Consider the following 25,418-nt stretch of genomic DNA (forward strand, 5'->3'; position numbering starts at 1 on the left):
TCACGGACGGTCTCAGGAGGACCACATGCCCCGCACCCCGTCTCGACGCACCGCTCTGCGCGGCCTGGTCGCAGGCTCAGCCGTGGTGATCGGCTTCGATCCCTTCACGCGCAGCTGGGCGGTGACCGACACCGGCCGGCCGCTCACCGGCCTCCCTCATCTGGACGGGACGCTTCTCACCGACGAGGCCTCGCTCAGCGCGGACGCCGACGACTTCGGGCACATCGTGCACCGGCGCCCGGCCGCGGTGCTGCGGCCGGGCTCAGTGCGGGACGTCGTCGCAATGGTGCGGTTCTGCAATCTGCACGGACTCAAGGTGGCCCCGCGCGGACAGGGCCACGGGACGAACGGGCAGGCGCAGGTCGAGGGCGGCCTGATCATCGAGACCGAGCCGCTCGCCTCCATCGGCCCGGTACGGACGGGGAGTTCACGCGTCACGGTCGGCGCGGGCGCCAAGTGGAGCGACGTCGCCAAGGCGGCCATCGCCCACGGTCTGACCCCGCCCGTCTTCACCGACTACCTCGAACTCTCCGTCGGCGGCACCCTCTCCGTCGGCGGCCTGGGCGGCCAGAGCCACCAGCAGGGCGCGCAGGTCGACAACGTCCTCGAACTCGAAGTCGTCACCGGAGCAGGGGAGTTGCTCCGCTGCTCCCCGACCCGCCACCCCGACCTCTTCCACGCCGTGCTCGCCGGCCTGGGCCAGTGCGCGGTGATCGTCGCCGCCACCCTGCGCCTGGTCCCGGCCCCGGAGACCGTACGGCACTACCTCCTCCCGTACGACGACCTCCAGACCTTCCTCGACGACCAGCAACTCCTCGCCACCGAGGGCCGTTTCGCCTACCTGGAGGGCCAGGTCGGCGCGGATACCGCCGGAGCCTTCAACCAGTTCGCCATCGAGGCCGTCGCCTACGGGCCGCCGGTGGGGGACACCCCCGACGACACGGTTCTCCTGCGAGGTCTGCGCTACGTCACGTCCGGCGCCCAGATCACCGACCTCGGCTACTACGACTTCCTCGACCGGCTCGCCGCCTCCGTCGCCGCCCTGAAGGAAGCGGGCCTCTGGGCCTACGCCCACCCCTGGCTCAACCTGGTCATGCCGGGCCGTAGGACCGCCGACGTGGCCGGCACCCTGCTGGAGGCGCTCACCCCGGCCGACCTGGGACCTGGCGTCGTCCTCCTGTACCCCCTGCTGCGCGAGCACCTCCACACCCCGCTGCTGCGGATGCCTGACGATCCGATGCCCTACCTGTTCGCGGTCCTCCGCGCCGCGCCGCCCGAGGACACGGCGACCGTACAGAGACTGCTGGCCGCCAACCGGTCCGCGTACGAGACGGTCCAGGCGGCCGGCGGCACCCAGTACCCGGTCGGCTCGATCCCGTTCCAACACGCCGACTGGAAGCGGCACTTCGGGCCGGCCTGGAAGCGGTTCGCCGAGGCCAGGAAGACGTACGACCCGAAGGGGATCCTGGTTCCGGGGCAGGGCATCTTCTGAACGCCGATGCCGTTCTAGTCGGGAGGCAGGTCCGCCAATGCGTCGCGCAACGCGGCGCGGGAGGCCACGCCCAGCTTCGGGAAGAGCTGGCGCAGGTGGGCGGCGACGGTGCGGGGCGAGAGGAAGAGGCGCTCGGCGATCTGTTTGTTGGTGAGACCGGCCGCCGCGAGGAGCGCGATCTCCCGTTGCTGGGGCGTCAGTGACGCCGCTCCGCTGAACCCGGCGGTTCCGACGGACAGGCCGGTCGCCCGCAGCTCGTTGCCCGCCCGGGCCGTCCAGGGGCGGGCACCGAGCCGCTCGAACGTGTCGATGGCGTCGGCGAGTTGGGTGCGCGCCTCCGTCGTGGCTTTCACCCGGCGGAGGCGTTCGCCGTAGGCGAGCCGGACCCGGGCCAGCTCGAAGGGCCAGCGGTCGGTGCCGGGTACGGTGAGCGCCTCCTCGAACAGGCCGAGCGCTTCATGGTCCACGGCTGCGATCGCCGCCGACGCCTTCACGAGCAGGGCGAGCCGTGGCGAGATCGCGGCGATGCCGGCCTCATCTGCCGCCGCTGCGTGGGCTGTTGCCTCGGAGGTCCGGCCCGTTCTGACCGCGGCCTCGACGAGATCCATGACGACGAACAGGGCCGGCGGGACGTGCGAGGCGAGTTCTCCCGCGCGGCTGATGGCGCACGCGTGGCGGTAGGCGTCCTCGAACCGGCCCTGGCCGAGCGCGGCGAGCGCCCTCGCGTGCGAGGCGCACGACAGGTAGGAGCCCACACCGCGCGGTGTCGCCCACAGGGTCATCTCGTCCGTGAGGGCTTTGACGGCGGTCTCGTCACCCCGGGCAGCGGCGACCAACGCACGTTGGTACAGGAACTCCGTCGACAGCAGCTGGTAGCTGTGCTCTTCACCCAGGTCCCGGCCCTGCGCGGCCTGCGCCTCCAACTCGTCCCACTCACCAGCCGCGAAATGGTCCCGGCCCAGATACACCAGCCCCTGGATCTCCACGGTGAGCGAGCTGTTGTCCCGCCCGTCGCGCAGCACGCGCCGCAGCGCCGTCCTGCACGCCGGCAGCCGGTCGACGTAGAGAGAGGTCATGGCGAGCCGGATGACGCGGACCGGGTCGGCCTCCTGGTCGAGGGAGGCGATGGCCTCGTCGAGCCTTCCGAGCGCGGGCGGTGCCGTGCGCGCCGGGTCGGCCATCGTGCTGAGGGTCAGGGCGAGTTGGTCCGGGACCTCCGGTTTCAGCAGACCGAGCGCCCGGTGCAGCGGCTGCCACATCTCCGTGCGCTGACTGCTCTGGCACAGCCAGGCGAGCGTGTACAGCGCGTCGATCATGGTGGGATCGGCGGCGTCGTACGGCTGGTGCTGCATGTCGATCGCGCCGACGAGCAGCCGGTGGGCGGTGTCGAGGTCGCCCTCACCGCTGAGGAGGATGTGGTGCGCGGCGGCGACCGCGGCGACCAACGGACCCGCCCGTCCGCCGTCGGCCAGGCGGGCCTCTTCGAGCAGCCGGGGCACGTCGCGCAGATCGCCGGTCAGATCCGCGCCGAGATAGGCCGCCTCCGCGATCCGGCGACTGCGCTCGTAGCCGCGCGGGCTCAACTCCGCGGCGCGCAGCAGCGCGGCGATGGCACCGCCCGCGTCACCACGCCGCACGGTGTCGCGCGCCACTTCCTCCAACAGGCTCGCGACTTCCTCGGTGGGCTCGACCGTGGCATGGGCGAGGTGCCAGGCGCGTCGCTCGGGGCGGTCGGACCAGTACTCCGCCAGGGCGCGATGCACCTCGCGACGCTGCTCGCTGGTGGCGAGTTCCACGACGGCCGAGCGCGTGAGGGGATGGCGGAACACCAGTCGCCCGGTCGTCGCGTCCACGAGTCCGGCCCGTTCCGCGTCCGCCAGGTCCTCCATGCCGGTCCGCTCGGAGGTGGCCGAGGTGAGGACGCGCAGATCGCCGGTGCCGTCCAGGACCGCGTACAGGAGGAGCAGCCGGGTCGACGCGGGCAGCGTCTCGACGCGGGACGCGAACACGGCCTGGAGACGACGGCTCAGCGGCAGCAGCTCGGGGACCGCGGCTCCGGAGCGCTGCGGTGCGGTGAGCGCGACGGGCAGTTCCAGCAGGGCAAGGGGGTTGCCCTGCGCCTCCGCCAGCAGCCGCTCCCGGACGCGCGGGGCCAGGGACGGGGTGCGCGCCTGGATCAGCGCCGCCGCAGCCGTCGTATCGAGAGGTCGTACGTCGTGATGGGGCACCCCGCCGCGCTCGAAGAAGCTTCCTTCCCCCGACCGGTAGGCGCCGAGAAAGCCGACGCGGCTGCCTCCCAGGCGGCGGGCGACGAAGCCGAGCACCACGGCGCTGGCACGGTCCAGCCACGGGAGATCGTCGACGATCACCAGCAACGGGCGCTCCGCGGCGGCCTGGACGAGCAGGGTCAGCGCCGCGTTCGACACCAGCAGCTGATCGGAAGGTGCGCCCTGGTCCAGCCCCAGCGCGACGCTGAGGGCGGTGCGGTACGGGTCGGTCAGGCGGTCGAGCCCGGGCAACAGCGGCTGAAGGACCTGGTGGAGACCCGCGAAACTGATCGTGCTCTCGAACTCCACACCGGCGGCACGCACGACCCGCGCGCCCATGACACGAGCCTGTCCGGCCGCGGCATCCAGCAACACCGTCTTGCCGACACCGGCGTCCCCGGACAGCAGCAGCGCCCCGCCGGAGACCATGGCCTCGTCGACGAAACCCCGGACCAGCCCGAGGTCGTGATCACGGCCGACGAGCAGCTCGGCTGCATTCGACGCGGGAAGCCCGTCCCCATCCATGCGCGTCTCCCTTCCGACCTCGGACTTTACGCCCGCCCCTCATCGGGGCTCTCCTTCGTGGATACCCCCGGCTTCGGCCGGGGGAGGAAACGAAGCTCCTGCGAAGCAGGGCAGGGAAAGCCGGTTCGCCGTCAGGGCGGACCGGCGTCCACCGTCTACCGGCCGACACCCGCCACTCACACAGGGGTTGATACGGTGTGAGGTTTGGCGCGGCAGGTCAAGCGGGCGTTCAAGTACCGCTTTTACCCCACAGGCGAGCAGGCGGCCGAGTTGTCGCGCACGTTCGGGTGCGTCCGCCTCGTCTACAACAAGCATCGACTCCCGGCTGCGGGCCCAACTCCATCCCGGCGAAGGGCCCCCGCGCCGGAACGGCGTGCAGATGTGGCGGGGCATGAGCCGGTACCCGCACATCCTCGGTGGCCGGGCGATCGTGGTGGCCGGCGGGCGCCCCGGGGACAAGTTCGTCGCCTACCCCGTCGCCGACCCGGCGGTCGAGGGCGGACCCACGCTGATGAACTGGGTGCTGGAGATCCGTCGGCCGGAGTCCGGTGAGGGACTCGACCGCTCCAACCGCCCGATCCCGACGGCCGAGGCACTGGCCGAGCTGGCCGGATGGGACCTGCCCTGGGTCGACCTGCCCGAACTGGTCCGCAGCTCCACCGGCATCTACGAGTACCCGATGGTGGACCGGGCCCCGCTGCCGCGCTGGAGTTCCGGCCGGGTGACGCTGGTCGGCGACGCCGCCCACCCGATGTACCCCATGGGCATGAACGGCGGCTCCCAGTCGATCGTCGACGCGCGTGTCCTGGCCTGGGCGCTCTCCCGGCACGGCGATCCCGTACGGGCCCTGGAGCAGTACGAGAACCTGCGCCGCGAACCCCTGAACCAACTGGTGCTGGCCAACCGTGAGTTGGGCCCGGAGAAGATCATCGCCATGGCCGAGGAGATCGGCGGTCCAGTGCCCGCGGAGCATGTGACGGCGGTGTCGCAGGGGTACAAGAGGCTCGCCGGGTGCACGACCGCCGTGCTCAACTCCAGGGATTCCTGGTCGATTTCGCCGGTGACGCCCTGAGAGCTGGTCGCCCCCTGAGTGTCGGTGCCCCCTGAGCGTCGTGGTGGAGCGGGCCTCAGTGCGCCTCCTCGTGTCGGCGTCGGGGCCGGGCCGGGGCGTTCCCGCCGCTCGACGCGGTGGTGCCGCGTGCGGCGGCGCGGGCCGGGCCGTCGGGGATCGTGAAGGCGAAGACGGTGGTCACCGCGGCGAGGGCGGCCAGGGTCAAGTAGGCATGCTGGTAAGCGGAGATGGGTGGATTCGCCGCGGCCGCCGTGGGCGTGCTCAGGACCAGGGCCGTGGTCACCGCCGCCGGCGCGAAGGCGCCACCGGTCTGCCGTACGACCGTGTTGAGCGTGGACGCCTGGGACAGGTCCTTGCGGGACAGGGTCGCCAGCGAGGCCACCGTGGTCGGCATGAAGACGCCGCCCATGCCGATGCCCAGCAGGAACATGTAGCCCCGGAAGGTCCAGAGGCCGGTGTCCTGGTCGCAGGTGGCGAGGAGCAGCAGGACCGCGCTCACCATGGCCAGGCCCGAGCCGATGATGATGCGCGGGCCGACCCTGGAGTAGAGGATCCCGGCGACCTGGACGGTCAGCAGGACGCCGAAGGCCTCGGGGAAGGTGCTCGTGCCGGACTCCAGCGCGGAACGGCCCTGCCCCTGCTGGAGGAAGAGCGGGCCGAGGTACATCGCGCCGAGGATCGGCACCAGGCCCACCAGATTGATCAGGTTGGTGTCCCGGAAGAGCCGGTCCGCGAAGAGCCGGAGCTTCAACAGCGGCTCGGTGACCCGCAGTTCGAAGACGATGGCGGCGGTGAGCAGAACTGCGCCTACGACGAGGGCGGTGACGACGGACGGGGAGGTCCAGCCGCGGTTGGGTCCCTCGCAGACGCCGAACATCACGCCGCCCAGAGCCGCCGCGCTCAACAGCAGCCCGGTGAGGTCGAATCGGCCGGGACGATGCCCCCGGTGCTCGGCGAGGAACAGCGCCCCGAACGCCACGGCGGGCAGGCCCAGGGGCAGGTTGACGTAGAACACCCAGCGCCAGGACAGATGGTCCACCAGCAAGCCGCCGAGCATTGGCGCGACGGCCGGGGCTATCTGCTGCGGGATGATCATGTACCGCGAGATCCGCACCTGCTCCCAGGAGTTGAAGGTGCTGTAGAGCAGCGAGGACGCGGCCGGGAAGAGCACTCCGGCGGACATGCCCTGCACCGCGCGGGAGGCGATGAGCTGACCGAGGTTCGCCGCCGCGCCGCACAGCAGTGACGAGACGAGGAAGGCGCCGAGGGCGGTGAGCAACACCCGCTTGGCGCCGAACCGTTCGACCAGCCAGGCGGAGGCGGGGATGGCCATGGCCAGGCAGACCGGATAGACCACGACCACCCCGTCCAGGGCAGCGGTCGTCAAGTGGAACTGGCGCGCGATCGACGGGAGCGCGACGGTCGTGATCGCTCCGTCGACGATCGCTATGAACGTCACGCAGACGCACATGACGGGAACGACGAGACGCTGGCCGGGTCGGCGGAGGCGGAGCCGGCGGAGGTCTGGAGCGCGAAGGCGAGGGGCGAGGGGGACGGGAGGGCGTCGGAACGGCAGCACATGCTGAGCATACTCACTATGTGAGTGCTCATTGTCGCCGCCCGGGGCTCGTACAATCGGCCCTCACCACGGAACGGGGAACGGGGAACGCCATGGCAGTGCACGGCAGCAGCGACATCCTGGTCGACGAGCTCTACGAGACGACGCACCAGCTGCGCCAGTTCGTCGAGACCCGGCTGCGCGCCAACGGGGCCTCGGTCGCCCGACTGCGTGCCCTGCGGATGCTCGCGCACGCCGAACAGCCCCTCCGTATGCGGGACTTGAGCGAGATGACCGGCGTCGCGGCTCGGACCACGACCAGCATCGTCGACAGCCTGGAACGCGACGGTCTGGTGGAGCGCGTACGCCATCCGCACGACCGTCGCGCGTTCCTGCTGCGCCTCACCGACAAGGGCCGGGAGTGCCACCGCGAGGCGGAGGAGATCGACGGCCTCGCGCTCGCGGAGGCGACGGCCGAGCTGGACACGGAGGACCGGGCGCAGCTACGGACCCTGCTCGCCCGTATCCGGAAGGCGACGGCCTGAGAGTCGAAGGCCCGTGTGCTCAGGCGGTGGTCCAGTCGCGGAGCTGGCGGGCGATCCGGGGGAGGCCCAGTTCCCCGGAGGCGGCGTCGCGGACGAGTGCCACGGCGGCCTTGGGCGGGTAGTCGAGGCGGCGTTCGTTGAGGATCAGATAGGCCTCGGTGGCGTGCCAGGCGAAGGCCTCGTTGGAGTGCTCCAGGCACGGCAACTTCGCCAGGGTCTGCAACAGCGCGGCCGCCTTGAGGTGCAGGGAACCGTAGATGTCGCGCTCCATCGCGCGCGCGTCGACCCGGGCGGCCGCGGCGTAGAGCGGCCCGTAGTCGTCGACCTGGGGATCGCGGTCGAGGAGCTCGGCGGCATGCAGCAGGAAGGTGACGTCGAGCGCGTGCGGCGGTTCGGGCTGGGTCACGCGGCGTGCCCCTGCTCCTGGCGCTCAAGTTCACGAAGGGCGTCCGCCTCGGCCGCCCGCTGCTCCGCGCTGGGATCAGCGCTGCCGGGCTCGGCCGCGAAAGCAGCGCCACTGCGCGCCATCGACTCCTTGAAGCCCTCAAGGAACCGCTCTTCGACGGCCGTCGCCCGCGCATAGGCGGCCGAGAGGATGTACTCCTGCAGGCTGACCCCGGCCTGCTTGGCGGCGGCCTCGATGGCCGCGCGCTGCCGGGGGTCTCGGAAGCGGAGGTTCATGGCTTTCGGCGTGTTCGGCATGACGTCCACGGTACCAGTGGTACCACGCGCGGGAACCGGCATTTCCTACACCGGTGTATGGCCCTCCAGATAGGTACGCACGGCTGTCGGCAGCCCGGTGGCGATGGCATCGGCGAACGACGCCCAGCGCAGCTGCCCCGCGGTGAGCTGAGCCTCCCCCGACGGGTCGTCGCTCAACAGCTGGCACACAACGGCCGACCCACCCCCGGACTCGGACTCCAGAAGGCTCGTTCCGTCCACGAGATAACCGGTGAGTTCGTACACCGCCCGCGCGGCAGCGGCCTGCGCCGTCTCGGCCTCCTCGGGAACACCGGACGGCAGACTCCAACCACCCTGCACATCCACCAGCAGTACACGCCCGTCATTCACGACGAGCGCGTCCACCGCGTCCTCGGCGGCCTGTTCCAACGCCATGTCCCAACCGTCCCTTCGCGCACGGCGCGACCGTTCGTCCGGCCACGTCCGAGCCGGTTTCCTACCCGGGACGGATCGGTTCACGCGGTACGGACGCACCCCGTGACCTCATGGGCATCGTCCCGGCAACGGCGGCTCGTGCATCGGACGCGTCCCATGCGGTTCCGGCCACACTCCAGGGGGCATTCTCAGCCTGGGCATCACGTGGAACACGGCACCCTCGCACGAGCGGGGGAGACGCGCGGCCCGGCCGCGCTCGACGGCCGACACGAAGCTCGGGCATCAGCACCATCGGAATCCGCAAGGGCGGCATGAACGATGAGCGTGACCGGAATCAGCAACAAGATTTCCAACGGGGTGTTCTTCTCCACCGTCGTCCAAGGCCGCCACATCACCATCGAGTTACCACCGCAGGTATCGCCGGCGCTGCACGGACTCCCGCCCGCGTCCCCCGTGTTCGTCGGCCGCGACCCCCATCTCGACGTCCTGCTGGGCCGTTTGGACCCCGCCGCCGGAGCGTCGGCCGGCAGCGCGGGCGGACCGGTCGTGATCGTCACCGCGGTCGGCGGCCTGGCCGGCGTCGGCAAGACCGAACTCGCGCTCCAGTCGGCCCGCACCGCCCTGGACCAGGGCTGGTTCCCGGGCGGCGTCCTGTTCGTCGACCTGTTCGGCTACGACGACGTCCGCCGCGTCGAGCCCGCACAGGCGCTGGAGGGATTCCTGAGGGCACTCGGTGTGCCCGGCGAGCACATCCCGCACGGCGTGCAGGACCGGCAGCGGCTGTACACCTCGATCCTCGCCTCGTACGCGAAAGAGGGCCGCCGCATCCTCGTGGTGATCGACAACGCCGCGACCGACGAGCAGGCCAGGGCTCTGCTGCCCGCGGACAGTTGGACGGGCGCCGTCGTGACGTCCCGGCACACCCTCGGTATGCTGAACGCCCGTCTGCTGGACCTGGATATTCTCCTCATGAATGACGCGGTCAGGCTTCTCGACAGCACCCTGAGGATGGCGCGTCCGCACGACACCCGTGTCACGGACTCGCCCGAAGACGCCCTCAGAATCGCCGATTTGTGCGCAGGACTGCCGCTGGCGCTGCGCATCATCGGTGCCGTGCTGATCTTCAGACCCGACCGGCCGCTCGCACGGATGGCGGACGAACTCGCCGACGAGAAGGCGCGGTTGGAGGCGCTGCGGTACGACGACATCGCCGTGGGTGCCGCATTCGAGCTGTCGTACCGTCAACTGCCCATGCGGCACGCGCGGTTGTTCCGCCTGTTGTCATTGAACCCGGGGCCGGACGTCTCCACGGACGCCGTCGCCGTGCTCGCCGGCACGGACGGCGACGCGGCCCGCAGGGACCTCCAGGACCTGGCCCGCGCCCACTTGGTGGAGGCCGGTACGCCGTACGGGCGTTGGCGCATGCACGACCTCGTCCGTTCCTTCAGCGACCGGCTCGCCGCAGAGGACGAGGAGCGGTGGCCGGTGTTGGAGAACCTGTTCACCTGGTACACGCACTCCGTGAACATCGCCGACCAGGTCATGCGGCCCGGGCGGATCCGCCCGGACCTCGGCGAGCCGCCCGGACCCGCACCCGCCGCGTTCCCCGACCGGAACGGGGCCCTCGCCTGGTGCGAAGCCGAGCAGCCCAACCTCGTGGCGGTCGTGCACAACGGCGTCTCCGAGGGGATGGGCCACCTCGTGTGGACCATCCCGCTGAGCATGTGGGGCTTCCTCACCCAGACGCTGTCCTGGGACCAGTGGATCGAGGCGCATCAGGTCGCCGCCGACGCGGCGGCCCGGTGCGGCGCCCACTCGGGCCAGGGCTGGCTCCTGAACAACCTCGGCACCGGCTACCGCGCCATCGGCCGACCGGAGCGCTCCCGCGCCGCGTTCGCCGCTGGGCTGGACGTCCGGCGCGGACTGGGCGACCTGCACGGACAGGCCGACTCCCTCAAGGACATGGCCATGACCGCACGGGTCTGGGAGGACTGGGAGGAGGCGCTGCGGCTCTCGTACGAGGCGCTCGACGTGATGGCCCGGCTCACAGTGCCCGACCGCTCCGGCAACGCGGCGGCCCTCGACACCATCGCGGTCTCCCTGGCCCACCTCGACCGCCTGGACGAGGCCGCCGAAGCGGCCGCCGGTGCCCTGGCCATCTGGGAGGACCTCGACGGACGGCGCGACGACCGGGCCTGGGCCCGTTGCAAGCTGCTGCACGCGGGCATCGCGCGGCGACGGGCGGAGTACGGGCAGTCGATCGGACACTGCCTGGAGGCACGCGAGGTCTTCGAGCGCATCAACGACATCCGGGACGAGGCCGAAGTCCTGCGTACTCTCGGCGAGTTGTACGTCGCGACGGACGATCCGGCGTCGGCACGGGTCCACTGGCAGCGGGCGGTCGAGCTGTTCGAGCGACTGGGCGACACCGCCGCCGTGGAGGCACTGATCGGCGACCTCGCGAACCTGCCCGGACCCGGCACCGACGAGGAACCCGACGGCGCGTCGGACGGCGAGGCCTGACGGCGACCGCCGCCGGCCCGTGTGACGAGCGTTTGGACGAGCCCATGAAGATCCTTGTCACCGGCGCGGCCGGATACGTCGGCCGGGCCGTGGTGAACGACCTCCTCGCCCATGGCGAAGAGGTCGTCGCCGTGGTGCACGAGCACGAGCCCGACCTCCCCGACGGCGTCGAGACACGGCACGCGGACCTGACGGACCACGCCGCAGTGTCGGCAGCCGTCCGCGGCACGGACGGCGTCTGCCACCTCGCGGGACTCGCCCGGGCCCGCCTCGGCTCCCGACCACCCACGCGCTACCACGCCGTGAACGTGACGGGCACGGCCCATCTCCTCGACGCGATGGCAGCCGAGACCGAGCGCACAGGACGCCCCGCCGGCCTTGTCTTCGCCTCGACCGGCTCGGTCTACGGCCGTCCCGCCCGCGTACCCGTCGACGAGGCGACACCACGCGACCCCCTCCACGCCTACGCCGCGTCGAAAGCCGCGGCCGAGGACCTCATCGCCCGGCAGGCGGCCACCGGAGTCCTCGGCGCCACCACGCTGCGGATCTTCAACGCGGCCGGCGCCTCGGCGGGCCGCGCCGACCAGGACCTGACACGGATCATCCCGCGCGCCGTCGCCGTGGCCGCCGCGACCCGGCCCACGTCCCCGCTGGAGATCAACGGCGACGGCACGGCCGTACGCGACTTCGTCCACGTCAGGGATGTGGCGGCGGCCTTCACGCGGGCGTTGCGCGCCAACTCGCCCGGGCGGCACGCCGTTTACAACCTCGGCGCGCATCCGGCGAGCGTCCGGGACCTGGTCGCGTCGGTCGAACGGCTGACCGGGAATCCGGTGCCGCTGCGCCACCTGCCCGCCATCGCCCAGGAGGCCAGGGTGCTGATCGCGGACACCACGGCGATCAGAACGGCGCTGGGCTGGGCACCGACGACGCTAGGCCTGGACGATCTGGTCCGCGACCAGTGGCGGACCGCGCGTCGAGCCGAAGCCACCCCGTGACGGACGAACCGCTCGGCGACGACGAGCCCTTCGACGACTGGCCCGTGGACAACGCCATTTCGGGTGGCCTGTTCCTGTCGTGGGTGATGCAGGGCCGCGACGTCACCTTCCGCATGCCGTACGAACTCCCGCCCGCTCTCACCGCGTTGCCCGCACCGACCCCGGCATTCGCGGGGTACGACGACGAACTGGCCGCCCTGAGTACCCTCTTCGCGCGCGACACGCGGCAGGGCGGTCCCGTGGTGGTCGTCGGCGGCCCGACCGGCAGCGGAAAGACGGAACTCGTCCTGACGGCCGCTCACCAGGCCCTCGCCCAGGGCCGGTTCGCGGGCGGCGTGCTGTTCGCCGACGTGTCGCGGCTGCACGGCTCCGCCCTGCTCGGCGGATTCCTGCGGGCGATGGGACTGCCCGCCGACCGCGTGCCGCCCACGCGCGCGGCGCGGTCCGCTCTCCACGCCCTGATCCTCACCGAACTCGCCCGCAACGGCAGCCCGTTGCTCATCGTCCTCGACGACGTGACGCATGCCGACCAGCTCGCCGGACTACTGCCCGCCACGGCCCCGGCGACCACGATCGTTACGACACCGGTGCACCTCGACGGTCTGGGGACGGACCACATCGTCCTGAGCCCATTGGCCACGGCCGACGCGACCCGGCTTCTCCACCACGCCGTGACGATGGCCCACCCCGACGACACCAGGATCCTCGACCACCCCGAGGACGCCGCACGCGTCGCCGACCTCTGCGACGGCCTGCCGCTCGCCCTGCGCACTGCCGCGGTCCTGCTCGCCGAAAACCAGTTTCGCCCGCTCGCGGCACTGGCCGCAGACCTTGCCGACCCGCGCACTCGCCTCGCCGAACTCACCCATCCCGACCGTGACTTGCGCACCCGCCTCGATGCCGGCCACGCCCGCCTGGATCCGACACAGACGCGGCTGCTGCGCCTGCTCGCCCTCAGCGACGCACCGGAGACGACCACATCGACCCTCGCCGCACTCTGCGCCGAACCCGAGGACACCGTCCGCGGCCGGCTCACGTCACTGCTGCACCTGATCGAGTCCGGTACGGCGCCGGACAGGTGGCGCATGCGTGGACTCGTACGCCTCTACGTACGAGCCAGACCTGGCACTCCGTGACCGGCGGGAACCGGAACACCCCGCCGAGCGTTCCCCACGACAGGAGTGGTGACGCCCCGTCAAGGATGGTGCCAGATGGACCCGGTGTCGGTAGGACTGCTCGCGTCGCTGGCCGGCGGCGCGGGCGGCGAAGTGGGACGACAGATGTGGACGGCCCTCGCGACTCTCGTACGCCGCCCGTTCCACCGCGGCGACGACACTACGGGCGGGCCCGGCCCGGGCGAGGACGAACTGATGCGCCTCCAACAGGCCCCTGGTGACGAGACCCGGGCCCACGCGCTGAGCACGGCCCTGGCCGTACGCGCGGCACTTGACCCCGACTTCGCCACCGCCCTCATCGCCTGGAACGAACAGGCCAAGCTGGTCCGCACCGGCGACGGCTCGGTCAACAACGCGATCAGCGGCGGCAGTTATTACGCCCCGGTCCTCCAGGGCCGCGACTTCCCGAACACCACCTTCAACGTCCGACCGCCACAACGGCCCGATGAGCCGGACGCTGGGGGAGTGATGCCCCGCACCTGACGGCGCAGTCGCACCGCACGCCCTGACACACGCCCCTCGCTGTCTGCCACGACGCCCAGACATCAGGACACGACCGACAGCGCTGCCCCCACCCCGACCTACGTTGGGGCCATGATCCGCTCCACATCCCCGCGTTCCCCGTCGCCCACGGCCCCCAGCGCAACCCGCCCACCCCTCAGCCCCAGCTGGTTCGCGGCCGTGATGGGCACCGGCATCGTCGCCAACGCGGCGGTCACCCTCCCGCGGAGCCTCCCCGGGCTGCGGACCGCCGCCACGGTCGTCTGGGTGGGTGCCGTACTGCTGCTGGTGCTGCTGGCCGTCGGGTACCTCCGGGGTCGGGCGCTGCGGTCGCACGTGGGGGATCCGGTCGTGGCGCAGTTCTTCGGCGCACCGCCGATGGCCCTGCTCACGGTCGGCGCCGGGGCACTGCTGCTCGGCCGGCGGGTGATCGGGCTCGACGCCGCGCTGGACGTGGACCGGGTGCTGTGGTCGCTCGGCACCGCACTCGGCCTCGCCACGGCCTGCACGGTGCCGTACCTGATGGTCACCCGGCACCGCTTCGCGCCGGACGCGGCGTTCGGCGGCTGGCTGATGCCGATCGTGCCCCCGATGGTCTCCGCCGCGACCGGCGCCCTGCTCGTCCCCCACACCCCGGCCGGTCAACTCCGACTCGCCCTGCTCCTCGCCTGCTACGCGATGCTCGGCCTCGGCCTCGTCGCCGCCCTGCTCGTCCTGACCATCCTCTACGGCCGTCTCGTGCACCACGACGCACCCACCGGCGCCATGGTGCCCACGGTGTGGATCGGCCTCGGGGCCCTGGGCCAGGCGGTGACGGCGCTCGGCGCGCTCGCCGCGGCGGCACCGGGCACACTGCCCGCGCTCTACGCCCGGGGCGCCGAGGCCCTCGCGCTGCTGGGCGGAATCCTGGTGTGGGGCTTCGCCCTGCTGTGGCTGGCGCTCGCCACCGCCCTGACCGCACGGACGATCCGCGCCGGGCTGCCGTTCGCGCCGACCTGGTGGTCGTTCATCTTCCCGTTCGGCGCGCTCGTGACCGCCACCAACGCCCTTGCGGCGCGCACCGGTTCGGTGTTGTTCGTCTGGCCGGCCGTGGTGTTCTACGCGCTGCTCGTCCTGGCGTGGATCGTGGTGACCGGCGGCTCCCTGCGCCACGTCGCCGTCACCAGGACTGCGCGGTCGGCGACGCGGGAACTGAGCAACTCCCTTACGCAGCCAGGCTAGTTGACAGCGCCGTTGCGCAGTGCCGCGAGGCGGGCCATCTGCTCACCCATGCCTCGGGTTCCGGCCAGCGGGGTGAGGGCGTGCGGCCAGACGGAGTGGACGAGGCCGACGTGCCGGGCGCCGCCGAGGGCTACGACCGGGTCGAGGAGGACGATGCCACGAAACGTCGCCTGGTCCAGGATGAGTTGGGACGTCACGGCATCCGTCGTGCCGTGCGGGGTGTCGTACGGCTCGACCACGTCGTCGAGGTCGAGCAGGCCGTACCGCGCGGAGAGGATCAGCAGCCTGTCGGGTCGTAGCGCGTCGGCCGCCTTGCGGCACGCGCGGTGGTACGAGCCGGTGTACAGGTCGGCGGCGCGCGCGGGCCGGTCGAGTTTGCGGCTGCCGCACGGGATGACGACGAGTTCCGGCTTGAAGTAGTCGAGTTGGAGTTTGTCGTTCGGGGTCATGCCTGCCTGTCCTGTTCTGTGTTCGCGAAAGCCGTGTTCGGGGCTGTGCCCGTGCCCGTACCGGTCGTCCGGAAGGTCGTGCGGAAGGCGCCCGGCGTCACCCCCAACTGCCGTACGAACGCCCTCCGGAGCGACTCGGCCGAGCCGAACCCGGTGTGCCGCGCCACCACCGGCAGGGAGTCGTCACCGGTCTCCAGCAGCACCTGGGCGGCCTCCAGCCGGACCCGCTCCACATACCGGGCCGGGGTCGTCCCCACCTCCTCGTCGAAGAGCCGGCTCAGATGGCGGACGCTGATGCCCGCCCGGCGGGACATGGCGGCCAGGGTGTGGTTGGCGCCGGGGGCCGCGACGACCGTGTCCAGCACCCGCCGGAGCACCTCCAGTCGGGAGTACGGGAGTCGGGATCGGACGCTGAACTGCGACTGCCCTCCCGGCCGTTGCATGAAGACGACCATGTCCTTGGCGACAGCCCGCGCGACCTCCGCACCGAAATGCTCCTCGACGAGCGCCAAGGAGAGATCGATACCGGCCGAGACCCCCGCCGAGGTCATCATCGGCCCGTCCCGCACGAAAATCGCGTCCGGTTGGACCCGCACGGACGGGAAACGCACGGCCAGTTGCCGGGACTGCCGCCAGTGCGTCACGGCCCGACGCCCTCGCAGGAGTCCGGCCGCGGCCAGCAGAAACGCGCCGGTGCACACCGACGCCGTACAACGCGCCATGCCGTGCAGCCGCCGCACGGCATCCAGGAGCGCGTCGTCCTTGATCGCAGTCTCCCATTCGGGGCCCCCCGGCACCACGAGGACGTCGTACGGCTCGCGTACGTCGTCCACGGCGAGGTCGGCGCCGATGCGGGTCCCGGCTGAGGTGATCACCCCGGCGCCGTCCTCGGACGCGACCTGCATCCGGTAGCGCCCGCCGAACTCGTTGGCCGACGCGAACACCTCGATCGGGCCGGTCACGTCGAGCAGCCGGACGCCGGGGAAGACGAGGACGGTGACGGTGAGGGGGCCCGTTCCGGGACGGTTGTGGTTCATCGAACAGCCAGCATGCGTCGGTGAGCAGTGCTGGTGCCACGACCGGTTTCCTCTCTGCTGGGAGGCGGCGCCTCCCAGCAGGCCGCCCCGGAACACCGGCCCCCGCGGTTGAGGCCTCTCACCCGAGAACTACGGGGTGGGCAGGCTCAGTTGACCGACGACCGGCAGCCGTAGGGACGTGCGCGCCAGATCGACGTTGATCGTCGGGCGGTCGGCCGCGCGGGCGGCGATGCCCCAGTCGGTGCTCGCGACGATCAGGGCCAGCCGGTGCCCGGCCGGGACGACGTGGTCGACGCTCGCGAGCGTGAGGGTGAGGGTGTACGGCTTGCCGGGCGTGAGCGGCTGGACCTTGTGCGCGTCGGCGGCGGTGCCCAACGCGGCCCAGCCCCGGCTGAAGACGGTGCTCGTGACGTGCTTGGTCTTGGCCGCCGTCTTCTTGTAACAGCCACTGTCCTGGGCTGAGTTCGCGCCCCAGCAGGATGATCCGGAGACCGTGGAGATGCCCAGACCGGCCTTGTCGTAGTCCCGGATCGTGTCCGGGCCCAGATCGACGAGGACCGCCGACAGGTTCGCGGTCGCCGTCGTCGAGGTGGCGGTCACGGTCACCTGCGAGGCCCCGGAGACGCGCAGTGATTTCGTGAGGGGCTTGGTGACGAAGCCCGCCTTCTCGCCGGTCGACTGGTCGATGTGCGCGGCCCAGTCGAGCTCGGACTTGTCCTGGGCGTCGGTGAAGGTCTCGGTCCCGCTGCTTCCGGGTGTCGTGCTGAGTGTGCCCACGCCCGCCTGTGTGCCCTGAACGGGGTTGAGGGTCACGGGAGTTGTGGACTTCGGCGGCCAGACGGTGTCCGTCGTCCAGTGGTCCGGGGTCCGCTCGATGTCGGCCATCGGCGCGCGGTCAATTCCATTGTCGTAGCCGAGGAGTTCATGGTCGAACCAGCGGTGCAGGGTGTCCACCCACTGCGTACGGCGATAGTCGAAGGGGTCTACGTGGCCGGTCTGGGAGAGCCAGATCTTGCGCTCGACGCCGTTCGCGGCGAGGGCGTCCCACCACTGGCCGACGTTCTTGGTGCGGACGGTGAGGTCCTGTTGACCGTGCACGACGAAAACGCTCGCCCGCACCTTCTTCGCGTCCGCCACATAGTCGCGTTCGGCCCAGATCGGGGACCAGTCAGCGGACTTGACGGCCGCGTCGCCGAGCGGCTTGTTCACGGCGGCGCAGCGCTTGCCGGTCGCGTCGCTCTCGACCGTGCGGATCAGCGCGCCAGGGGTGGGCGCGTTGCCGACCAGCCCGGCTCCCTGGGAGAAGTAGGCGTCGTACCAGGAGGAGATGGAGCTGATCGGGACGATCGTCTTCAGGCCCTTCACACCGGTCGCGGCGACCCCGTTGGCGATGCTGCCGTCCCAACTCTTGCCGATCATCCCGGTGTTGCCGTTGGTCCAGCCGGCCTTGGCCGGGGTGGTGCCGGTGTGCGTGGTGTAGGCGTGGGCGCGGCCGTTGAGCCAGTCGACGACCGTCTTCGTGGACTGGATGTCGATGGGGCCGCCGGCGTCCGTGCAGCCGTCGGAGCGGCCGGTGCCGGGGAGGTCGACGGCGACGAAGGCGTAACCGCGCGGGACGAAGTAGTTGTCGTAGAAGAGCGGGAAGCCGACCGGCCGGCCCTTGGCGTCATAGGTCTTCTTCTGGCTCTCGTTGCCGCGGCCGCAGCAGGAGTAGTACGGGCTGGCCTCCATGATGACCGGTATCTTCCGGCCCTTGGCGGCGGGTTCGGCAGGGCGCACGATGTCGACGGCCACCCGGTCGCTCTTCCCGTCACGGTCGTCGTCGCGCCCGGTGTCGACCCAGACGGTCTCCCGTACGGCCTTCTTGTACGAGTAGACCGGTTTGGTCTCACCGGAAGGGCCCGCCGAACTCGGCGCCCCCGCTCCGGTCTTCGTTTCCGTCGAGGCCGCGCCGACCTCCTTCGCGACCGTGGGGTTCGCCGAGGAGGAGCAGCCGACCAACAGGGCGGCGACCGCGGTCGCGACGAGGGCCGACAGGGCGAACTGCCTCCGGGGAGGGCGTTCGTGGGATGAGGTCGTGGAGAGGTTGGGGTGCACGTATGGGTAACGGGCCGGTGCTCGCCGGAGGTTGTCGTGACGGCGGCGAAAGTTTCCAAGTCGCTCTGGGCTGACCAGTACTGACGTAGCGTCAGCGTGATGGGCGATTGTCGGACATGTGCCCCGTTCTGCTGGCAGCGGGTGGTATGCCGGTGGAAAATGCGGCTACGAGGCAGCCCGCGCACCATTCCATCAGGATGTGATCCGCATGCTTCTCACCCAGGACGACTGGTACGAGACCTCGCGCGACCTCGACTGGACCTTTTCGTACGTGGACCGTGCCGCCGCCTTCCCCGCGGAGTGGACCGGCGCCGAAGGCATCCCGGAGGACGCGTGGGACGCCTGGGAGGAGCCGTTCCGCGTCTCGTACCGGGACTACGTGCGCGTCCAGCGGGAGAAGGAGTCCGGGGTCAAGGCGGTGAGCAACGCCCTTCAACGGGCGGGGAGTTACGACCAGTTACCCCCCTCCCATGTCGCCGCCTCGCAGATGCACATGGGGCTGATCACGATGGTCGAGTACATGGCCGTCACCATGCAGAGCCGGTTCTGCCGCTTCGCCCCCTCCCCGAAGTGGCGCAACCTCGGGGTGTTCGGGCTGCTCGACGAGACCCGGCACGCCCAGCTCAGCCTGCGCTTCTCGCACGCCCTGCTGAAGCACGACACCCGCTTCGACTGGGCGCAGAAGGCGTACCACACCAACCAGTGGGCGGTCGTCGCGGCGAAGAGCCTCTTCGACGACATCATGCTGGGCGCCGACTGCGTGGAGGCGTGCCTCGCCTCGAACCTGACCCTCGAACACGGCTTCAGCAACATCCAGTTCGTGGCTCTCGCCTCCGACGCGATGGCCGCCGGTGACGTCAACTGGTCGAACCTGCTTTCCTCCATCCAGACCGACGAGGCCCGCCACGCCCAACAGGGCTTCCCCACCCTGGAAGTGGTGATGGCCCACGATCCACAACGCGCGCAGCGCATCGTCGACGTGGCGTTCTGGCGCGCCTCCCGGATCTTCCAGACGCTCACCGGACCGGCGATGGACTACTACACGCCGCTCGACAAACGGAAGATGTCCTACAAGGAGTTCATGCTGGAATGGATCGTCGACCAGCACGAACGGGTGCTGGAGGACTACGGGTTGAAGCGCCCGTGGTACTGGGACGACTTCCTGTACTCCCTGGACAACGGCCAGCACGCGATGCAACTCGGCCTGTGGTTCTACCGGCCCACCCTCTTCTGGAACACCAGCGCCGGTGTCTCGAAGGACGAACGGGCCTGGCTGAACGACAAGTACCCCCAGTGGGAGGAGAATTGGGGCGTCCTGTGGGACGAGATCATCCGCAACATCAACGCCGGACACATCGACCGCACCCTCCCCGAGACACTCCCCGCCTTGTGCAGCGTCACCCAACTGCCCCTCGGCACCGCGATGTCGCGCGATCGGCTCCACCCCGTCTCCCTCGTCCGCGACGGCCGCATCCACCACTTCGACAGCGAGATCTCCAAGTGGTGCTTCGAGCAGGAACCCGAGCGGTACGCGGGCCACCGCACGGTCGTCGACCGGTTCATCGGCGGCGACATCCAGCCCATGGACCTGCCGGGCGCGCTGGCGTGGATGGGCCTCACCCCGGACGTCATGGGCGACGACACGGACGGCTACAGCTGGGCGCGCGAGTACGCCAACGACCCCAAGGCATAAGGGGATTCACCCACATGGCACTGTTCCCCATCGTCGGCAGACTGGTCGGCGACTTCATCCCGCACCTGGTGGCCGTCGACACCGACGACACCATGGACACCGTCGCGGCGAAGGTGGCCGTGCACAGCGTCGGGCGACGGGTGGCGGCTCCACCCGGCGTCCCGTCGTACGACGTGTATCTCGACGACCGGAAGATCGACCCGTCGGTGACACTCGGCGAACTGTCCCTGCTGCCCCTGCAATGGCTGGACGTGCGGTTCCGTGACTGAGGAGGCGCCCGACTATGTGCCGGTGGCTCCTCAGGACGCCCTGTGGGACGGCGAGATGGAGCCCTTCGAGGTCAACGGCACGGAGATCCTGCTCATCCGCGTCGAGGGCCACTACCTCGCCTACCAGGGCACCTGCCCGCACCAACGGCAGTCCCTCGCCGAGGGCGATCTCGACGGCACCGTCCTGACCTGCGCCTTCCACCTGTGGGAGTTCGACGTGCGCACCGGCCGGGGCATCAACCCGCGCGGCTCCTGCCTCGTACGCCACGCCACCCGCATCGCCGACGGCCAGGTGTACGTCAGCCGCCGCCCGTCCGACGAAAGGCCGGCACCCACCCCATGACCGTCTACGAACTCGACAGCGACGCCCCGCTCGACCCCGTCCTCGTCGGCCCGGTGCTGCGCTCCGGACCGCTGGCGGACGCCGTCATCGAAGCGGTGGCCGACGACAACCCCGACCGGGACGTGTACGTCGTGGACCGCGACGACTACGTACGCGTCCACACCCCGCACGAGTGCCGGCTGACCCGGCGCAGCCTGGAGGAACACCTCGGCGGGACCTTCCAACTCTCCGCCCTGGAGATCGAGATGCCCTCCTTCAAGGGACGGATGCGCTCCCGGTCGCAGGAATACATGTGGTTCCACAGCGAGTGACAAGGCAGCAGTCAGTCACAAGGCAGTCAGTCACAGGGCAGTCAGGGACAAGGCAGTCAGGGACAAGGTCAGGAGAAGCCATGGCACAGCAGCGCGACCGGAAGCGCGCGACCCGCCTGCGCACCTGGAGCGCCTTCGGCGACCTGGGCCGCCGGCCCGGTGAGTACGAGGTCCTCACCCACGGCATGAACCACACCATGGGCGCCACCCCGCTGGAACTCCCGCCCGAGGCGCACGGCAACCGCTGGCTGCGCGACCACCGCGACGGCATGGCCCTGACCGTGCCCGACTGGGACGCCTTCCGCGATCCCGACCGGGTGACGTACGGCAGCTACGTCGCCATGCAGGACGACCGCGAGACGTACGTGGAGGGACTGCTCGAACGCTTCGACGAGGAACAGCACGACGAACGCCTGACGGCCCGTCAACTCGACCTGCTGGCACTGGCCGTGACCCCGGCCCGCTACCTCGTCCACGGCCAGCAGATGCTCTCCGCCTACCTCCAACAGCTCGCCCCCGGCAGCTACATCGCCACCTGCGCCGCCTTCCAGACCGCCGACCAGCTCCGCCGCGTCCAGCTCCTCGCCTACCGCACCACCCAGCTCGCCCGCACCCACCCCGACCGCGCCTTCGGCCTCGCCGAACGCACGACCTGGGAACACCAACCGGACTGGCAGCCGTTCCGCCGGGCCGTCGAGGAAGCACTGGTCGCCTACGACTGGGACGTGGCCCTGGTCGCCTTCCAGCTCGTGGTCAAACCGGTCGCCGACGCCGTACTCCTGCACGGCCTGGCCCGCCGCCTCGACACCGTCGGCGTCCCCCTCGACTCCCTCATCACCGACGACCTGGGGCGCGACGCCCACCGCTCGGCCCGCTGGACCCGGGCCCTGCTGACATTCCTGACCGACGCGGACCCGGGAAACCGGGCGGTCCTTCAGGGCCACCTCGACATCTGGGCCGCGCACGGCACGGCCATGGCTGCCGCGGGTGCCCGACTCCTGGGCGCTCCGGACATCGAGGCCACGGCGCTGGAGGCGTGGGAGGAACTGCTGGCGACCGGTGGGCTTACCCGCCCTCGGACGCCGTAGGCGCTCAGGACGGACGCCCGCCGAACTGCCAGTCGTGCACCTCGATGTCGGCGTACCGGTCCCGGGTCAGCACGGCGCGTGCCGTCTCCGGGTCCGGTGCCCGGAGCAACGCCGCTGTGCCCAGCCAGGTGTCGCCGTCGTCGGACAACAGGGGCCCGTACGCGATGAGTTCGTCCCGGCCGGGCGGCACCGCCAGGTCCGCGGTCTGCCCGGTGCCGAAGCCGAACACCAGGTACCGGTTGCCGCCGGTCCGGCCGCCGGGGAAGTCCCACATGGTGCGTCCCAGGGTGTTGCGCCATCGGCGCAGCAGTACGTCCCGGTAGACGCCGGCCTGGTAGTTGGGCTCGTCGAAGGCGAACGCGCGGGCGGCGGCCGGATCGGGCAGGTCGAGGATGTGCACGCTGCCGGTGGGGGTGTCACCGTCGTCGGCGAGCGTCGGACCCCGGGCGATCATCTCCTTGGCGTACTGGTCCATGTAGGACCAGTGCCGTTCCACCAGTTCGTCGCGCAGGGTGAGGGATCCGGGCCGGTCGCGGTGGTAGCAGAGGAACTCCATGCCCGAAGGATCTCCTCGTGGAGGTGACCGGGTCGAGCGGGTTTCCCCGCCCGACCTCGCGACCAGGTCATGCGGATCAGACGGTCACGACGCGTCTGCTTCCGTTCCCGGGCCATCGTTGGCGGCGTTCTCGCAGGTCGTGAGGAAGTCGATGAGCGCCGCGTTCACCTCGGCGGGGCGTTCCTGCTGGGTCCAGTGTCCGCAGCCGGGCAGCTCGATGGGGGCGCGTACCAGGCTGGGCATGAAGTTCGGCAGCTGGTCGATGACGTCGCGCGCACCGGGGAAGGCGGGCACGAGGTCCCGGTCGCCGAAGATGTACAGGGCGGGCCGGGTGACGACGGCGTTGTTCCAGGGCGCGGTCAGGTCCCAGTTGCGGTCGAGGTTGCGGTACCAGTTCAGGGCGCCGGTGAAGCCCTTGGAGAAACTCTCGGTGAGCGTGTCGAGATCCTCCTCGGTGAGCCACTCCGGCAGCACCTCGGGATCCTCCATGGCCACGAGCCAGCCCTTCTCGGGATCGACCAGCGGCTGCATGATCTCGCCGGAGGGCGAGGCCGAACCGGAGGCGGAATAGAGGAACTTGCGCAGCGTGGTGCGGGTGTCCCTCGCGAACTCGGCGTCGGCGACGCCCGGTTGGTTGAAGTAGTTCCAGTAGAAACGGCCCTGGAAGATCTCCTGCATCATGGCCAGCGGACGCTGCGTCCCCCGGTACGGCGGCGGCACGCTCAGCCCGGCCACCCCGAGCACCAGGTCCGGCCGCAGCAGCGCGGTGTGCCACGCGACCGGCGCACCCCAGTCGTGCCCGACGACGTACGCCTTCTCCTCGCCCAACTCCTGGATCAGACCGACGACATCGCCGACCAGGTGGAAGATGGTGTACGCGTCGACCTCGTCCGGATGATCGCTGCTGCCGTATCCCCGCTGGTCGGGGGCGACCACATGGAACCCCGCGTCGGCCAGTGCGCCGATCTGGTGGTGCCAGGAGTGCCATGACTCCGGGAAGCCGTGCAGGAGTATCACCAGGGGGCCTTCGCCCTGCTCGGCGATGTGTAGCCGGATGCCGTTCACGTCGACAAAACGATGCGTAACCATGCGGACGAGGCTACGTGTCGTGCCCGTCGAGCCGCGTGGCGGGTTTCGGCCTAACGGCCGGGAGGCTGTGCCTCGTCGTCGCCCTGCTCCTGGTAGGAGTAGCGCTGCTCTTTCCATGGGTCGGCGATGTTGTGGTAGCCGCGCTCCTCCCAGAACCCGCGCCGGTCCTCGGTGAGGTATTCGATGGCGCGCAGCCACTTGGGGCTCTTGTAGCCGTACAGATGCGGCACCACCAGCCGCAGCGGGAAGCCGTGTTCGGCGGTGAGGGGCTCGCCGTTGTGGTGGGTGGCCAGCAGGGTCTGCGCGGCCGTGAAGTCGGCGAGACGGAGGTTCGTGGAATAGCCGTACTCCGCCCAGGCCATGACGTGCGTGACCTCCGGCGCGGGCGGGACCAGGTCCAGGACAGTGCCTGCGGGGATGCCGTACCACTCGTGGTCGGTGGAGGTCGGGCCGGACGCGCAGTGCAGATCGGCGACGACCGTGACATGCGGCAGCGGTGCCAGCTCGTCGAACGTCCAGAGGCGCTCGGCACCGTCGGCCGTGGCGCCGTGGACGCGCAGGTTCCAGCGCTCGGGACGGAAACGGGGGACGGGCCCGTAGTGCGAGACCGGCCAGCCGTGCACATGACGCTGGCCGGGCGGAACGGGGCGGGACGCGTCGGCGGCCTCGGCCGTAGCTTGTCGGTCGCTTGCCACGGGTGACGCCCCTTCTCCGCTGGTCTCCTGGTTACGGCTGCCTTCCCCGAGCAGCGTAGGCGCTCACGCGCGACGGGGCCGACGCCGGGTCCCGGTGCGCGCCCACGCGTCGCCCGTCCCTGGAATGCCGGCCACGGCGGCCCCGCGTCAGACGGTCGCCAGGGACACCTCGGTCGACTTGATCAGCGCGACGACCGGCGAACCGGTCCGCAGACCCAGGTCGCCGACCGCGTCCTTCGTGATCGCCGCGGTCAGCTCGCCCCCGTCGACCGTGACCTTGACGACGGCCATCGCCCCGCCGGTGGCGACATCGCTGACCGTGCCGGGCAGCTGGTTGCGGATGGACACCCCCTCCACCCGGCTCGTGGCGAGCGCGACCTCGGTGGACTTCATCATGGCGCGCACGGCCGTGCCCTCGGCGAGCCCCAGCTCCTTCACGGCCTCCAACGTGATCGCCGCGGTGAGGTCCTGGCCGCCGTCGAGGCGCACCTTCACGGTCGCCATCACCGCGCCGGGCGTGACAGCCGTGACGGTGCCGGGAATCTGGTTGCGGATGCTCAAGCTCATGACGGAACGCCTCACAGAGAAGAGGAAAGGTCTGGATTGCCGGATTTATTACCGACTGTGCGTCCACAAGCTAGCCGCTCCCGCCGCGCCCGTCACAGACCCCGTCGCATCCGCCACCTGGGAGTTTGCTCTGCCCTGGCAAATCCGAGGAACCCGCGAAGAGCGACGGCGAGCATGGGGATTCCGCCGCTCTGTCGGTGGCGTTCGTGCCTGCCGGGGTGATGAGGAAAA

Annotated in this window: 25 protein-coding genes and 1 pseudogene; 14 read left to right on the top strand and 12 right to left on the bottom strand. The window is 70.7% G+C overall.

Annotated features, from left to right (window positions below):
• Window positions 1-25: 25 nt before the first annotated feature.
• Window positions 26-1,492 (top strand): FAD-binding protein, encoded by a 1,467-nt coding sequence (locus OG496_RS53075; RefSeq protein ID WP_405976176.1) that lies wholly within the window; start codon window positions 26-28, stop codon window positions 1,490-1,492.
• A gap of 14 nt (window positions 1,493-1,506) precedes the next feature.
• Here the strand turns inward: OG496_RS53075 and OG496_RS53080 are convergent, their stop codons facing one another.
• A complete protein-coding gene (locus OG496_RS53080; RefSeq protein WP_405976177.1) occupies window positions 1,507-4,284 on the bottom strand; it encodes an ATP-binding protein in 2,778 nt (925 codons plus the stop codon).
• Window positions 4,285-4,488: 204 nt separating this feature from the next.
• Between OG496_RS53080 and OG496_RS53085 the strand changes: the two are divergent.
• Together OG496_RS53085 and OG496_RS53090 are read left to right on the top strand one after the other, a co-directional pair.
• Window positions 4,489-4,596 (top strand): annotated as a pseudogene (locus tag OG496_RS53085) (helix-turn-helix domain-containing protein); the annotation flags it as partial.
• Window positions 4,597-4,675: 79 nt separating this feature from the next.
• Window positions 4,676-5,356 (top strand): FAD-dependent monooxygenase, encoded by a 681-nt coding sequence (locus OG496_RS53090; protein ID WP_405976178.1) that lies wholly within the window; start codon window positions 4,676-4,678, stop codon window positions 5,354-5,356.
• A 55-nt stretch (window positions 5,357-5,411) separates the two neighbouring features.
• On the opposite strand, the gene OG496_RS53095 is transcribed toward OG496_RS53090, so the two are convergent.
• Complete coding sequence (locus OG496_RS53095; RefSeq protein WP_405976179.1) at window positions 5,412-6,815, bottom strand: DHA2 family efflux MFS transporter permease subunit; 1,404 nt, start codon at window positions 6,813-6,815, stop codon at window positions 5,412-5,414.
• A gap of 212 nt (window positions 6,816-7,027) precedes the next feature.
• Here OG496_RS53095 and OG496_RS53100 point away from each other — a divergent pair, with 212 nt between their 5' ends.
• Complete coding sequence (locus OG496_RS53100; protein WP_327398829.1) at window positions 7,028-7,459, top strand: MarR family transcriptional regulator; 432 nt, start codon at window positions 7,028-7,030, stop codon at window positions 7,457-7,459.
• 19 nt (window positions 7,460-7,478) lie between these two features.
• On the opposite strand, the gene OG496_RS53105 is transcribed toward OG496_RS53100, so the two are convergent.
• Genes OG496_RS53105 through OG496_RS53115 form a run of 3 tightly spaced genes read right to left on the bottom strand, consistent with a single transcriptional unit; the run spans window position 7,479 to window position 8,575 of the window.
• Window positions 7,479-7,865, bottom strand: a complete 387-nt coding sequence (locus OG496_RS53105) for a fic family toxin-antitoxin system, toxin component (RefSeq protein WP_365611539.1) — start codon at window positions 7,863-7,865, stop codon at window positions 7,479-7,481.
• Window positions 7,862-8,161: a DUF1778 domain-containing protein gene (locus tag OG496_RS53110; protein ID WP_329347919.1), complete on the bottom strand. Its 300-nt coding sequence runs from the start codon at window positions 8,159-8,161 to the stop codon at window positions 7,862-7,864. Before OG496_RS53110 ends, OG496_RS53105 begins: the two co-directional genes overlap by 4 nt.
• A gap of 45 nt (window positions 8,162-8,206) precedes the next feature.
• Entirely contained in the window at window positions 8,207-8,575 is a 369-nt protein-coding gene (locus OG496_RS53115) for an NUDIX domain-containing protein (RefSeq protein ID WP_405976180.1), read from the bottom strand.
• A gap of 318 nt (window positions 8,576-8,893) precedes the next feature.
• Here OG496_RS53115 and OG496_RS53120 point away from each other — a divergent pair, with 318 nt between their 5' ends.
• From OG496_RS53120 to OG496_RS53140, 5 genes are all read left to right on the top strand, one after another.
• Entirely contained in the window at window positions 8,894-11,098 is a 2,205-nt protein-coding gene (locus OG496_RS53120) for an ATP-binding protein (RefSeq protein WP_405976181.1), read from the top strand.
• Between the two features lie 44 nt (window positions 11,099-11,142).
• Complete coding sequence (locus tag OG496_RS53125) at window positions 11,143-12,096, top strand: NAD-dependent epimerase/dehydratase family protein (protein ID WP_405976182.1); 954 nt, start codon at window positions 11,143-11,145, stop codon at window positions 12,094-12,096.
• Complete coding sequence (locus OG496_RS53130; protein WP_405976183.1) at window positions 12,093-13,232, top strand: AAA family ATPase; 1,140 nt, start codon at window positions 12,093-12,095, stop codon at window positions 13,230-13,232. Before OG496_RS53125 ends, OG496_RS53130 begins: the two co-directional genes overlap by 4 nt.
• Window positions 13,233-13,307: 75 nt before the next feature.
• On the top strand, window positions 13,308-13,754 hold the full coding sequence (locus OG496_RS53135) for a hypothetical protein (protein ID WP_405976184.1): 447 nt from the start codon (window positions 13,308-13,310) through the stop codon (window positions 13,752-13,754).
• Between the two features lie 111 nt (window positions 13,755-13,865).
• Window positions 13,866-14,993, top strand: coding sequence for a TDT family transporter (locus tag OG496_RS53140; RefSeq protein WP_405976185.1), 1,128 nt, complete (start codon window positions 13,866-13,868; stop codon window positions 14,991-14,993).
• Here OG496_RS53140 and OG496_RS53145 read toward each other — a convergent pair.
• The 3 genes from OG496_RS53145 to OG496_RS53155 form a co-directional block, all read right to left on the bottom strand.
• Window positions 14,990-15,442, bottom strand: coding sequence for a DUF6884 domain-containing protein (locus OG496_RS53145; protein WP_405976186.1), 453 nt, complete (start codon window positions 15,440-15,442; stop codon window positions 14,990-14,992). The two genes, OG496_RS53140 and OG496_RS53145, sit on opposite strands and share 4 nt — an antisense overlap.
• Window positions 15,439-16,479 (bottom strand): GlxA family transcriptional regulator, encoded by a 1,041-nt coding sequence (locus OG496_RS53150; RefSeq protein WP_405976187.1) that lies wholly within the window; start codon window positions 16,477-16,479, stop codon window positions 15,439-15,441. Before OG496_RS53150 ends, OG496_RS53145 begins: the two co-directional genes overlap by 4 nt.
• Before the next feature lie 129 nt (window positions 16,480-16,608).
• On the bottom strand, window positions 16,609-18,576 hold the full coding sequence (locus OG496_RS53155; RefSeq protein WP_405976188.1) for a Xaa-Pro dipeptidyl-peptidase: 1,968 nt from the start codon (window positions 18,574-18,576) through the stop codon (window positions 16,609-16,611).
• 208 nt (window positions 18,577-18,784) lie between these two features.
• On the opposite strand from OG496_RS53155, the gene OG496_RS53160 reads away from it, so the two are divergent.
• From OG496_RS53160 to OG496_RS53180, 5 genes are all read left to right on the top strand, one after another.
• Window positions 18,785-20,269, top strand: a complete 1,485-nt coding sequence (locus OG496_RS53160) for a toluene monooxygenase (RefSeq protein WP_405976189.1) — start codon at window positions 18,785-18,787, stop codon at window positions 20,267-20,269.
• Window positions 20,270-20,283: 14 nt separating this feature from the next.
• Window positions 20,284-20,538, top strand: a complete 255-nt coding sequence (locus OG496_RS53165; protein WP_366495802.1) for a toluene-4-monooxygenase system B family protein — start codon at window positions 20,284-20,286, stop codon at window positions 20,536-20,538.
• On the top strand, window positions 20,531-20,881 hold the full coding sequence (locus OG496_RS53170; RefSeq protein ID WP_405976190.1) for a Rieske 2Fe-2S domain-containing protein: 351 nt from the start codon (window positions 20,531-20,533) through the stop codon (window positions 20,879-20,881). Before OG496_RS53165 ends, OG496_RS53170 begins: the two co-directional genes overlap by 8 nt.
• On the top strand, window positions 20,878-21,192 hold the full coding sequence (locus tag OG496_RS53175; RefSeq protein WP_405976191.1) for an MmoB/DmpM family protein: 315 nt from the start codon (window positions 20,878-20,880) through the stop codon (window positions 21,190-21,192). Before OG496_RS53170 ends, OG496_RS53175 begins: the two co-directional genes overlap by 4 nt.
• An 80-nt stretch (window positions 21,193-21,272) precedes the next feature.
• Entirely contained in the window at window positions 21,273-22,280 is a 1,008-nt protein-coding gene (locus OG496_RS53180) for a toluene hydroxylase (protein ID WP_405976192.1), read from the top strand.
• Window positions 22,281-22,284: 4 nt separating this feature from the next.
• On the opposite strand, the gene OG496_RS53185 is transcribed toward OG496_RS53180, so the two are convergent.
• The 4 genes from OG496_RS53185 to OG496_RS53200 form a co-directional block, all read right to left on the bottom strand.
• Complete coding sequence (locus tag OG496_RS53185) at window positions 22,285-22,836, bottom strand: YciI family protein (RefSeq protein WP_399391221.1); 552 nt, start codon at window positions 22,834-22,836, stop codon at window positions 22,285-22,287.
• A gap of 84 nt (window positions 22,837-22,920) precedes the next feature.
• Entirely contained in the window at window positions 22,921-23,925 is a 1,005-nt protein-coding gene (locus OG496_RS53190; protein ID WP_405976193.1) for an alpha/beta fold hydrolase, read from the bottom strand.
• Between the two features lie 50 nt (window positions 23,926-23,975).
• A complete protein-coding gene (locus OG496_RS53195) occupies window positions 23,976-24,620 on the bottom strand; it encodes a molybdopterin-dependent oxidoreductase (RefSeq protein ID WP_366495797.1) in 645 nt (214 codons plus the stop codon).
• Window positions 24,621-24,767: 147 nt separating this feature from the next.
• The gene (locus OG496_RS53200) at window positions 24,768-25,187 is read right to left on the bottom strand and encodes a TOBE domain-containing protein (protein WP_366495796.1); all 420 of its coding nucleotides are present in this window, start codon (window positions 25,185-25,187) and stop codon (window positions 24,768-24,770) included.
• Between the last annotated feature and the right edge of the window lie 231 nt (window positions 25,188-25,418).

The organism is Streptomyces sp. NBC_00988 (genome assembly GCF_045162645.1).
In the GTDB taxonomy this organism is placed as follows: Bacteria; Actinomycetota; Actinomycetes; order Streptomycetales; family Streptomycetaceae; genus Streptomyces.

What these genes read in the sequence shown, in the direction of transcription:
- OG496_RS53075 (WP_405976176.1), top strand. Translation starts at nt 26, where the DNA reads ATGCCCCGCACCCCGTCTCGACGCACCGCTCTGCGCGGCCTGGTCGCA.
- OG496_RS53080 (WP_405976177.1), bottom strand. Translation starts at nt 4,284, where the DNA reads ATGGATGGGGACGGGCTTCCCGCGTCGAATGCAGCCGAGCTGCTCGTC.
- OG496_RS53090 (WP_405976178.1), top strand. Translation starts at nt 4,676, where the DNA reads ATGAGCCGGTACCCGCACATCCTCGGTGGCCGGGCGATCGTGGTGGCC.
- OG496_RS53100 (WP_327398829.1), top strand. Translation starts at nt 7,028, where the DNA reads ATGGCAGTGCACGGCAGCAGCGACATCCTGGTCGACGAGCTCTACGAG.
- OG496_RS53110 (WP_329347919.1), bottom strand. Translation starts at nt 8,161, where the DNA reads ATGCCGAACACGCCGAAAGCCATGAACCTCCGCTTCCGAGACCCCCGG.
- OG496_RS53115 (WP_405976180.1), bottom strand. Translation starts at nt 8,575, where the DNA reads ATGGCGTTGGAACAGGCCGCCGAGGACGCGGTGGACGCGCTCGTCGTG.
- OG496_RS53120 (WP_405976181.1), top strand. Translation starts at nt 8,894, where the DNA reads ATGAGCGTGACCGGAATCAGCAACAAGATTTCCAACGGGGTGTTCTTC.
- OG496_RS53125 (WP_405976182.1), top strand. Translation starts at nt 11,143, where the DNA reads ATGAAGATCCTTGTCACCGGCGCGGCCGGATACGTCGGCCGGGCCGTG.
- OG496_RS53135 (WP_405976184.1), top strand. Translation starts at nt 13,308, where the DNA reads ATGGACCCGGTGTCGGTAGGACTGCTCGCGTCGCTGGCCGGCGGCGCG.
- OG496_RS53140 (WP_405976185.1), top strand. Translation starts at nt 13,866, where the DNA reads ATGATCCGCTCCACATCCCCGCGTTCCCCGTCGCCCACGGCCCCCAGC.
- OG496_RS53145 (WP_405976186.1), bottom strand. Translation starts at nt 15,442, where the DNA reads ATGACCCCGAACGACAAACTCCAACTCGACTACTTCAAGCCGGAACTC.
- OG496_RS53150 (WP_405976187.1), bottom strand. Translation starts at nt 16,479, where the DNA reads ATGAACCACAACCGTCCCGGAACGGGCCCCCTCACCGTCACCGTCCTC.
- OG496_RS53160 (WP_405976189.1), top strand. Translation starts at nt 18,785, where the DNA reads ATGCTTCTCACCCAGGACGACTGGTACGAGACCTCGCGCGACCTCGAC.
- OG496_RS53165 (WP_366495802.1), top strand. Translation starts at nt 20,284, where the DNA reads ATGGCACTGTTCCCCATCGTCGGCAGACTGGTCGGCGACTTCATCCCG.
- OG496_RS53175 (WP_405976191.1), top strand. Translation starts at nt 20,878, where the DNA reads ATGACCGTCTACGAACTCGACAGCGACGCCCCGCTCGACCCCGTCCTC.
- OG496_RS53180 (WP_405976192.1), top strand. Translation starts at nt 21,273, where the DNA reads ATGGCACAGCAGCGCGACCGGAAGCGCGCGACCCGCCTGCGCACCTGG.
- OG496_RS53185 (WP_399391221.1), bottom strand. Translation starts at nt 22,836, where the DNA reads ATGGAGTTCCTCTGCTACCACCGCGACCGGCCCGGATCCCTCACCCTG.
- OG496_RS53190 (WP_405976193.1), bottom strand. Translation starts at nt 23,925, where the DNA reads ATGGTTACGCATCGTTTTGTCGACGTGAACGGCATCCGGCTACACATC.
- OG496_RS53200 (WP_366495796.1), bottom strand. Translation starts at nt 25,187, where the DNA reads ATGAGCTTGAGCATCCGCAACCAGATTCCCGGCACCGTCACGGCTGTC.